General features: G+C 38.4%; 4 protein-coding genes. 1 reads left to right on the top strand and 3 read right to left on the bottom strand.

Translation table 11 applies throughout. From position 1 onward, the window contains the following. Positions 1–823: 823 nt before the first annotated feature. The 3 genes from NH454_RS21645 to NH454_RS21635 form a co-directional block, all read right to left on the bottom strand. Entirely contained in the window at positions 824–2,656 is a 1,833-nt protein-coding gene (locus tag NH454_RS21645) for an ATP-dependent helicase (protein WP_199524080.1), read from the bottom strand. An 8-nt stretch (positions 2,657–2,664) separates the two neighbouring features. Then, positions 2,665–8,589, bottom strand: a complete 5,925-nt coding sequence (locus NH454_RS21640) for a conjugal transfer protein TraG N-terminal domain-containing protein (protein WP_199524081.1) — start codon at positions 8,587–8,589, stop codon at positions 2,665–2,667. 91 nt (positions 8,590–8,680) lie between these two features. Then, the gene (locus NH454_RS21635) at positions 8,681–10,378 is read right to left on the bottom strand and encodes a hypothetical protein (RefSeq protein ID WP_235374295.1); all 1,698 of its coding nucleotides are present in this window, start codon (positions 10,376–10,378) and stop codon (positions 8,681–8,683) included. A 183-nt stretch (positions 10,379–10,561) separates the two neighbouring features. Here NH454_RS21635 and NH454_RS21630 point away from each other — a divergent pair, with 183 nt between their 5' ends. Beyond that, complete coding sequence (locus NH454_RS21630; protein ID WP_036973812.1) at positions 10,562–11,110, top strand: hypothetical protein; 549 nt, start codon at positions 10,562–10,564, stop codon at positions 11,108–11,110. The last annotated feature ends 211 nt before the right edge of the window (positions 11,111–11,321 follow it).

The raw sequence follows: 11,321 nt of genomic DNA, 5'->3' as shown, positions 1-11,321 counted from the left end.
AATCAAAACACACCGCCAAGTGAAAGAGCCGTAAAAACTTCACGCGCTTTAAGTCAGAAAAAAGACTAGTTACCTCTTGCTTGACTCGCCCTTGAAAGGGTGAGATTGCGCAAGCCTAATGTTCAAATTAACCCCAGCTTGAACTAGCTATTGATAGAATTGGCTTAACGATAATGCTGTGAATTTTGATTGCAACATATGTGCACGCCAGTAATATAAGAATGATATCCATAATCTCCTCCAATGCATTTGACCGAAAACGCAGAACTAAAAATAAGTAGATCTGTATAGCGGTCGCATCGAATGAGATTTCGATTCCTATACAGAAGAGTATCCCGTATAGGAATTGGTTAGGTATTTGTGAAAGAATCACTTCAACCGTCTTAATACCAAGAAGGTATTAACGCTGAGATTTAACTTCAACAGCTAGAAGCCACTTTAAATACCAATAGGCATAATTATGCATAGTGCAAAAATCAAGGACCTAAAAGGTAAAGTGGATTGAGAAATCATTATTGGAAATTTGTATTCCGATAATGACTCAGAAGAGTGGTTGTTACGTTGATAGTCTGTGTTGATTGGTTAACCCTAAAGGCTGAACCTCTAGGGTTATAATCAATATAATTGCTTATAAATTTTTAGTCAACAATACAAAAGATTAAATTTCCCGAAATAAGGCAAACAACATTTGATTAATTGAATAAGTGTGATTAATTGAATAAGTGTGATTAATTGAACAGTGATTAATTGAATAAGTGTGATTACCAAGGGATACTGACGGTATAAGTACCAAGCGATTTTGACGTAATCACACTACTACAGATTAATCGTTAGTGTAGTAAATCTCTTCGATAAACTCGCTTGGAAAACAAACATCATTAATATCTGATGTTATTGGTGGGCTATATTCGTAATCTTTTTTGAATAGTGCCAATTCACCCACATCCTTTAAATCATCAATATCAGCCTTATTTAAGTAGCTATGAATAAATAACCGTTGCTCAGCGCGTGTCATCCCAACAAACAGCAAACGTCTTTCCTCATCGATTGGTGACTGCATATTTGGCATCGTTTCCTGGATAACATCAAAAATAGCCACATTAGTCCACTCTAGACCTTTAGAGCCATGGTATGTGGTTAAAGTTACCACTGATTTATCAATTTCAGATTTACTGTTTTGCTCTTTAATTTTATCTGAGTAAAGCTTGATTCTTTCGAACCAAGAGCCTGTTTTTGTCTTGAGCCCTTCAAGAAGTAATGTTTCAACAGCGCATTTATTCAGCTTGTCGCCTTTTGAGCGGCGCTCTATGATGAAATCAATCAACAAATCAATTCTGGTGTTTATCTCTTTGGAATCATGAGTGTTTTCAAATAAATAATAATTTGAATAGAACATTTCAAAAGCCGTTCCATTAATTGATTGACCGTAATTATTTAGATATGACTCAATATCAGAATTACTCTTGATACTTTCAGAAATTAAAGGAATTAGGTTCTCATCCTCTTTTAAGTACCCTAAAACTTCTGACAAATGGTAGTGTGCAAACTTATTTAAAAAATAAGAACACAGTTTAATTACAAAATCACCAGCGCTTGTTTTAAAAATACTTGTTTGATTGTTTCTTGAATACGCTACTTCATGTTCTATCAGAAACTCTTCTATTGAGTCCAATGCAACATTAGTTCTGCTTAGGATCGCCCACTCACCATCATATTTACTGTAGTTCTCCAAAAATGTTAACAGCATACTTTTTTTAAATTTATGTATGTATGTTTTAACAGTGCCACCAATTTCCTTCCCCGAAACCATACCTTTGGGAATTCTATCTTTATTAAATTCTATTAGATTTTTACTGGCATCTATTATTTCAGGTCTACATCTAAAACACTTTGCAAGCATATGAATATTGGGTTTAAATTCATCTTTAAACTTAAGCATTGTTTCATAACTTCTAGCGCCTCTCCATGAGTAGATACTTTGATCATCATCTCCAACAGGTGTTAGATTAATCCCTCCGCGCCCCTGCAGGGCAATCCACTCATATTGTAGTAAATCTGTGTCTTGAAACTCATCAATCATTAGGTCTGTACAATTTAATAGCGGTATTTCCCCACTTAAAGTTCCTTCTACCGCGCGCCTGGTTGCGTCATCTAAGTCATAAAGGTGGTTCTTTATCTTTAACTCTTGATAACATTCTTTAACTAGCTTAACAGCGTCTTTATCAAACCCTTTTTTTTCATCTAATGGCTGATCATTCAAAATGCTCGTAATGTCATTGAATGTTACTTTTAACTCCGGTAGTAGGTGCTCATTTTCGATGTAATTCTTCAACCTATCAATAAAGTTGAAGTATGTTGCTCCAATTAGTAGCTTACCTTGCATGAGTTTCTTTGTTTGGTTAAGAAACTGCCTGTGAAATGTAGTTACAGAAACTCTATTTATTGATGATTGTGGAAGAGCTATTTCCAACCTTTCTTGCATTTCGTTGACGGCCGCATTTGTAAATGTAACGAGAATAACCTTCCTGTCATATGATTTTTTTAGTACGTTTTTTACTTTTTCAATTAATGTTTTTGTTTTACCACTACCTGCTGTAGCAAGAATCAAAGAGTGATTATTAACATCGTTAGCTGCTGATTCTTGCTCTAATGTCATCGTCAATGTTAGCTCTCCAACGTTCTTTTGATTCGTAATGATTCAGCTATGTAATTATTTGCCTCTAGATTGTCAGCCAAATCTAATAGCTCTGCTTTTTCTTCCTTTGTAAATGAGCTCAAATTGGAATTTGTACCTAGAGACAAGATATTTTCCGCTTTTAATAATGCATCATTGCTCATTTCTGTATTATCAAGAACTTGCCTTAATCCAACCTCTTGTGACTCGGTCCTAGTGACTTCACCACCAGCTACAGGATGTAGGCCAGAAGGGTTTCTCTCTTCAATTGAATTTTCTCTATTGCTAACCATCGCTGCTTCACCAGCGTTTGTTTCATTAAAACTTAGGTTCTCAGAACTAGAGTTGTTCACAACTGAACTTTCATCTGAGTTAGATTGTTCAAAAGACTCACCTTTCTGAGAAGAATTAGAAGCAATTAACTGTGATTGAGTCTGCACATTATCACCGCTTGTGTCAGGTTTTAGACTAGGCTCAGCAACAATAGAACCACCACTTGCCGATGCCTGAAGGTTTTCTGATTGGTCTGGACTCACAGGACTGCTTTGCAACTCTGGACTAGCTGTGCGGTCACTTAAACCGCTCTCACTATTTAACGTACCGCCAGTATTTACCGATGCCTGAAGGCTTTCTGATTGGTCTAGACTCACAGGACTGCTTTGCAACTCAGGACTAGCTGTGCGGTCACTTAAACCGCTCTCACTATTTAACGTACCGCCAGTATTTACCGATGCCTGAAGGTTTTCTGATTGGTCTGGACTTACAAGGCTGCTTTGCAACTCTGGACTAGCATTGCGATCAGTCGAACCATTCTCACTATTTAACGTACCGCCACCACTTGCCGATGCCTGAAGGCTTTCTGATTGGTCTGGACTCACAAGGCTGCTTTGCAACTCTGGACTAGCATTGCGATCAGTCGAACCATTCTCACTATTTAACTTACCGCCAGTACTTGCCGATGCCTGAAGGCTTTCTGATTGGTCTGGACTCACAAGGCTGCTTTGCAACTCTGGACTAGCATTGCGATCAGTCGAACTATTCTCACTATTTAACTTACCGCCAGTACTTGCCGATGCCTTAAGGCTTTCTGATTGGTCTGTACTCGCAGGGCTGCTTTGCAACCCTGGACTAGTGGTACTGCCAGTAGAACCAACCTCACTATTTAATGTGCCGCCATTACTTACTGAAGCCTGAAGGTTTTCTGATTGTGTGCCCACTAAAGAACGACCTGAATCTGTAGTATTCGGATAAGAATCATCTTTTGTGCCAGAATATTGGTAGGTATCAATACGATCCCTTGAATCATTGCCTGCAATCGATGACTCTTTAGATAGAACATTCCCGCTTTCATCTTTACCAGTACTGTTAACCCCACTATTTACCTCACTTGGCTTGATAGGGGTTTCTTCTATTTCTTCACCACGGTTATTATCAACTGATAAGCTTTTTGGTGTTACGCTCAGTGCATTCTGTTGTGTGACAGAGCTCTTATCATAATCACTTTCATTTACAGACTGTTGCGGCACTGAGGCTTCGCTTGAATTAAGGCTGTTTACAGGTGGATTTGCTTCTTTAGTACCGGCATCACTATAATTCGGTGTGAAGGCAGTTGTGATCGCTTCACTTAATGTTCTTTGTGCTTCTGGAGCTGTACTTAGTAAGTTGTTTATTGTAAGTAGATCTCTCATGTCATCATGAGAAAGATTTCTTGGAGTATCGCTTGTGCCATAAAGGGCGTTCGCGGCAAACTCCTTCGCTTTACTAGAAACACCTTCTGAGTGAATTGCGTTATTAATTACTTGGCTTTCATGCTCCTTAGATGCACTTGATTCATACCCATTTTTAGTTTGCTCATCTGAAGTAATAGAAGCAATTGTATTAGTTAGTGTTTCTGCCTCGCTATCTTTACCTGCAATTAAAAGTGCATCCCTCATCTTATTCAGATCTTCCATTGTTTCAGGGGTGATGTTAGTAAAGTCAGGAATACTAAATTCTCGACTAGAAACTTGTGCTGATTTAAAATTATCTAAATTTCGATCATTAAGTTCCTTAAAGCTAACTCCTGATGTATCACCAGTTGCATTAAAGTTTGCTAACGCATATTTAGCTATCTCTTTGGCATCTTGGTCATAATTTCCTTTGGTAATACCATCAACAAGACCTTGGCCACTAGGTTTCGATCTGTTTTCAGTTCGATCTAAATTTTCTCTCTCATTTAATCCAGCAAACCCAGCCATTGAGCTAGCTTGAGAGTCGTAGTTTACTGATTCCAAACTACCTTTTTGACTTGGCTCATCTTTATACCTTGATGGGTTGTACTGAGGTTCTAAACCTAACTGTGGGGATAACTCATTTAGCGCTTCTAAATGACGAGCGTATTTAGCATCATTAATACCTAAGAAACTTTCATCTCCTTTCGTGGCTGCAATTACGTCCTCAATTTGACCATCATCAAGGTTTGCCAATGCTGAGTATGCCGCAATTAACTCACTACTCTTCAGGGCATTATTAATTGATTCATTCTCTCTCATCTCCTGTACAGCTGAGATATTTTCTTGAGCATTTCTGTAAGGGTTATTAGGTTGCGTTGAAGCAAGAAGAGCTGAGTTTGAATTTAAACTTTCATTGAAGGCAGCTAGAGACTCAGGGCGCATTGCTGTTTGAACAGCCCCAGCATACATTAGTGTTTCATTTGGAGATAAGCGTTCACCATTAATAATCGAACCTTCACCATTTGCTGCGCTAGTTAGTAAGTTTCTAATAGCTTCTGGTGTATTGTTAGATAAAACACCAAAACCCATTTCAATTAGATTCGAATTAATACCTTCACCATTACCAGACTTCTTAAACTCATCCGTAACAGCCTCACCCACTGAAGAGGTGAATAGTGAGCCAATAGAACTAACTACACCGCCAGATAATTCATTAGATTCTGAGCCTAATACTTTTAATGATCCAAATGCATGCGCTAAATTATTTGCATTTTTATCTTCTGACTCAGAAACAACATCCTCACCCTTAGCTTTAACAGCACCTGTACCAGATGCCCCTCTACTACTAACCTCGTTTTGAGATTGCTCTTTGTGTTCAGCAAATGCTTGTGCATTACGCTCATTATTGAACATGTTTGTTGGATCAGTCTTTATGCCACTATTTACATCATTACTTAAAGTGTTGGTGTCTATGCCAGTATTATCTTCAGGTTTTGGAATATGTGAATTATCACTCGGTTTATATCCATTCAATTGGTCACTAAGTGAAATTAGGCTCGGCGCTTGTAGTGTTTCACCTAATTCTCTCATTAAGCCTGCAGAAGCTCCTCTTTCGGTATTAGCTTGTTTAAGTGCTGTAACTCCAGTTGAAAGAGGAAGTTGGTTACCATTATGGTCTGTAGACAACACTTCAGTATTTCCAGACATTCTTGCGATTGCATCAGTAACCGTATTGGCCAAAGCAATATTATTTTTTTGGCTTTCCGGTAATCTCGCGTTATCACCTTTATTTACCTGCTCTTTGTGGTAGTCGAACCTATCTCCCAACTCAGAAATTAAAGCACTTCTCTTGTCACCAGATAAACTATTTAAGCCTTCATCACCAATCAAACTACCTAAAAGAACATGCTGCTGCTCATCTGAAAGTGTTGAAACAATTGAGCCGATTGATGCTTTATTTGCTCCTGTGGTTGAGTTTTGAACCTCACCCGCATTCATTTGCGTCATTACTTTTGAAGCGGAGCTAGCTGTATTCCCCTCAGCTTCAAGGGCTTGAGCTTGAAGCATATTTGTATGAGCATTTGTAACAGCTTCCTGTCGGGAAACCGCCTCTTTACTTGCAACTGAGTTATCACTGCTCGATGATTGAGCCATTTTTACTGCATTCCCCCAGTTAGCTTTTATCGATTCAGAAACTTGTGCACGTTCGTCCTCTGACAATCTTTCTGAGGCGCCTACTTGCTTTTGTGATGCCGCTTTTGCTGTGATCGCTGCTTTCGCATCAGCACCTAAACCAAACCCTGCTATTGATGGAGCCCCCTTTGCTACCATGCTTGCCGAGCCCTGTAGTACGTGATCATATGCATCAGATAAACTCATGTTATTTTCAGTTGCATATGCTGCGGTTTGTGCCGCTAAGAAAGCTTCGTCCTCTGATAATTGTGAAGTATCCACACTCTCAAATGACTCTCCTTGTTTATACCCTTTGATTGAATCTAAAGTAGCAGATTTACTATCAGTGGCAGTTTTTTGTAATGTTTGGCTAGCGGCTTCAGTATTTGCCAATTGAGTATTTCTAGAGCCAATCGCTGACAACTCAGCTGATGACTGTTTAAGGTAACCCGAGGCTGGCCCTGCGCCACCCGGATTAATACTTACATCATTTCGTTGTCCACCATTCAGTTGAGCTTGGCTCCATTGCCCATATGAGGAATGAACATCACTGGCTTGCATAGTAGTATCACCTTGACTTGCTTTACCTCCATTTGCAGATGTTGTGACATCCGGTGACAATTTCTTTGAATCAATATTTGTATCAGGAGACGTCTTATTAGATACACCCATCATGGTGTGAACACCCCTATGCAGTATATATAAAGTGAGCATAGGAACTGCAGCAGCTAAACTACTTGCCACTGCAATAAATGATTCGATTGTTGACATGCTATGCCCCCACATACCAAATGTGATTGCACTTACACCACCGCCACCAGCTGACACTGATGTAAATCGACCTTGAATAGCAAGTAAAGTAAAAAGGTTAACCGCACTCATGGTTACCGGCCACAAGTTAACCCACACAGTTACCCCAAAGAACATAGCAGCTGATTTCATAGCTTCAGCACCCATTACAAGCATGATTGCAATAACTGGGATCAAGAAAAACACAAAGGCCTCAATGAAGGTTGCAAAACCAATTGATAGCTCCAAAGCTAGGTTTCTATCCGCGGCCATTTGGTAATGTCGCTGAGACTTTGTTTCTATTAAAGTAAGTTCAGAGCGGAGCCCTTGCATATCCCCACTTTTTGCAGCAGCTTCAGCAAAAACATTTGATAAATACCTTCCCGTCGCTAAATGATATGCATTCATTGTCGCGCTTAATGCAGAAATCGATTCCGCCCCGGCTTCAACATCTTGTGGTTTTACATTTTCTTTCTGCAAAAACCTGTCAGTCATCTCTCTGAAACTTGAGCTATCAAAGTAACTTTTGAGCTTCAAGTATGCGTTTGGGCATGTTAATAGCTCCATGGCAGGAGTGTCTATTTGAATATAAGTGCTTCTTGATGGTGTATTAATTCTTATAGACTCAAGGAAGTTTTCCATTGGGGCATTTTTTATTTTGTCAGCATTTAGCTCAGCGTCATTGCCACCAACTTGAAGATCCCAAATTACACAGTCTTGAAGGTAGTTCATTGTAGATGTTTTGATTCTGTACCTTTGGTCATCAACACCTGAATCTAGCTCTTCAGAGCCCATATATCCAAATTTATCAAGCGCCACTAGTGCCCTCATTGGATCGAGAAATTGACCAGCCTGATAACCATCCGGTGAGGCGAATGAATCTTCATAATCTCGTGACAGCCCATACATTCCTGAGGTCATCATTGCAATAACAGCAGCTATGCCAGGTGCATCATTCACATAATACACATCTCCAGTTCTTACCGACTCAATAACAACATCTACTTTAGAAAATGGACCACACAAGACCATGAACATACAAAGCCCAATAAACCAAGATAGTACTGGGTTAGAGTTTGGGTTGATCCAACTTTTTACTACAAGAGTCATCAGTGAAAGTAGAGCTGTAGCACCAATCAAAATATGCAAAGATGAAAAGCCAAAATCAAACATTCTTCGAAGGCCCATTAGAACCTCATACATGAACGCTGTTTCACCGATTGAGTAAATTGTAAAATCCATAAAAAAAGCCAGAATATTGAGTCTGGCTTAATCTTAAAATTGAAAAAAATTTTAAAAGCGTGATTTTCAACTGAATTTCAGTATTTTTTGATTAAAATACCTTTTTCTCAAAATAAACGCTTATATCCCCAATTTTATGGTCTTTGTAGTAGCTAATATTTATCGAGTTACCCATCATGCTGACAGATACGGGAAAGGCGGGCTCTTCTGTAGACATAAAACCTAGAAAACCATTCTGATTAACAACGTAGTCTCCATGTGAATTTTTTACCGGGTTAAAGTCACCGTCGAGTAATGCAGTCTGCCCCTTTCTAAAAGCAAACAACTCACTTAGTGTTACATCAAATGCAAACGTATCGGGCAAACAATCAATTATTTCTTTTGGCAGTATATTGACTGCTCGATTGCTTATTGAACCATCAGTCACGGATACCTGTTCCAAAGATTTTAGCCACAGCTTACGATAGTCTGTTCGATTAAAGATATTAAACTCTGACCCTGGTAAAAATGGCAAAACATCTATTGGGATTAATTTTACTTTTGCCGAGCTATGCTTGTTATGAGTAAAGTTAATATCTAGGACAGCTCGATAGAATTTTACACCTGAAACCTCTATCACAAGAAAAAAGTAAGGCTTACCTCTTGATAAATCATCTACGCGATTAATATAGCTGTTTCGTACTCCATAGTAGTTTTTCGGACCCCAAAACCAATCATTGAACTCAATACCATCGTAGTCCCCTTCACTAATTAATTCATCAAAGCTAAGGTGCATTGTAACTTGCTTAACATCTGCAAACGGATATTGACGGAAAGGTGATGCCTCGATATTCCCCATATATTCTTCAGATAAATTGGACGTCTGCCCATTTAATACATTTTTGAAGTTCTCTATGCTTTCTCTGTATGCATCCCACATATTTGAATAAGGCAATAAGTCACTATTATAGTCTTTTACTCTCGCTCTAGACTTTTGCAATTCGGATAGTAGTAAGTTTTTAGTAAAATCAATTTCTAAAACTTTTGGAGATAACCCAGTCAAGAGCTGGAGTGTTAGCATCGATACACCTACTTTAAATTCTGGCCAGTGTGCAGTTTTTCCAATCGATGGAAATTGAGGGTTTACATCTAACAGATTTGAATCAAGCTGCGCACACTCTTCATTTCGAATATTTACTCCATTTGAGATACTTTTACGAGAGTAACTTTGGGCTGCAACTAAAGCGCGGATGTTCAATACTTCTGAGAGCTTAAGGCCACCATAAATCATTTGGTCTTCACTAATTTGAGGTTCTTTGATTTTATAGTCTGATATTGTCACTAGGTTAGATAATTTGCTTTGGATATCAGCAAAGAATTTATATTCAAACACCTTTTCTTTGAGTCTTTTTTTCATTGATGATTGTTTTGTTTCGACGCCATTAAACAGAAATACTTCGTCATAAATCCTAATAGTATTCTTATTAGCCATTAACTCAGGACCTTCAGCTAACTCAAAAGTAGCCGTTGCATTAAGGGTACTTTGCTCTTGCTTAATGTTTAGCTCTTTAAGTTTTGCCCTTATATTCGGCAATAATTGATTGCCGCTTATAACATTCGTGTTGAGGTTTACTTTTGCTTGCTCCACAGCTTTTTTGTGAAGTAAATACTCTATTACTTGTGCGTCGTACTCAGTGGTATTATCGAGCGTTAAATTGACACTAACCTTTTCTGCACCATAAGCACTCCCGATCGCATGGAATACAATCGATATAAAAGCCCCATTTGCTAGCGCTTTCAATAAATTCATTAAAACGACCTCTAATAACTAAAACTGTATTAATCATTTCATAAATTTCATTTCGTGCAGCGGTTAAAAACAAAACTAAATATCAATTATTTACAATAGGTTATAAAAAAACCTCATTGTGTTTTTTATATTTTCACAAACCTGCATTCAATAATTTATACTTTTCAGCTTGAAGGAGGATTTATGAAATTTGTATTTTTACTAGTCATTTTTGTATTGAGCCATGGCGCTCATGCGGCTGATACTGTCAGAGTTATCAAGTTTAAAACTATCGGCCTCACGGTTAATGAGTACAACATTGCAGATTTAATATATAAAGAAGCAGCTCAAAAGCTAGGCGCTTATTTCATTGTTAACAATTCTCAAGCCGGTTTATCAAGCTACAGCGAGAAGGCCAACATCTTACGACCTATTTCTGTTAATATTGTTGATTATACAATCGAAGATAGTGAAGTGATTGCGACCATACGCTACGATCATGCAGCTTTAGAAGTTGTAACGGAGAACTACAAGTTATACATGAGGAACAAGAAAAATTCCGAAGAAATAGTTAACGCGGAGATAACTGAATTTTGTCAAAAATTCTCATCTAACTATTTAGAAATCAAGAACACTCTTTCTAGCTCAGAATTCAACTATTCAACAGCCCCTTCAAAGGATGATGAGCTCCTTAAACTATCAAAAAAGTCTGACTCTATAAGTCAGTTATTGATTAATGAATGTAATTTATAGGAAATCTTTTAATACTTCTCTTTAACACCTATTTCCAAAAGGGCGGCTTGCTGCCAATAGCTAACCTTCAAGCGTAACTCGTTTCTGTCGGATAGACGACACCTGTTACCAAGTGTCGCCCTCCTAAGAACCGTACGTGCAACTTTCACTGCATACGGCTCAAGCCTTCACGAAGGCACCTAATTGGTACCCAGCAACTTATAAAGCAGCG

Origin of the sequence: Pseudoalteromonas sp. Ps84H-4 (assembly GCF_024124645.1) — a bacterium.
In the GTDB taxonomy this organism is placed as follows: Bacteria; Pseudomonadota; Gammaproteobacteria; order Enterobacterales; family Alteromonadaceae; genus Pseudoalteromonas; species Pseudoalteromonas lipolytica_C.
This window is presented reverse-complemented; position numbering and strand designations above follow the sequence as displayed.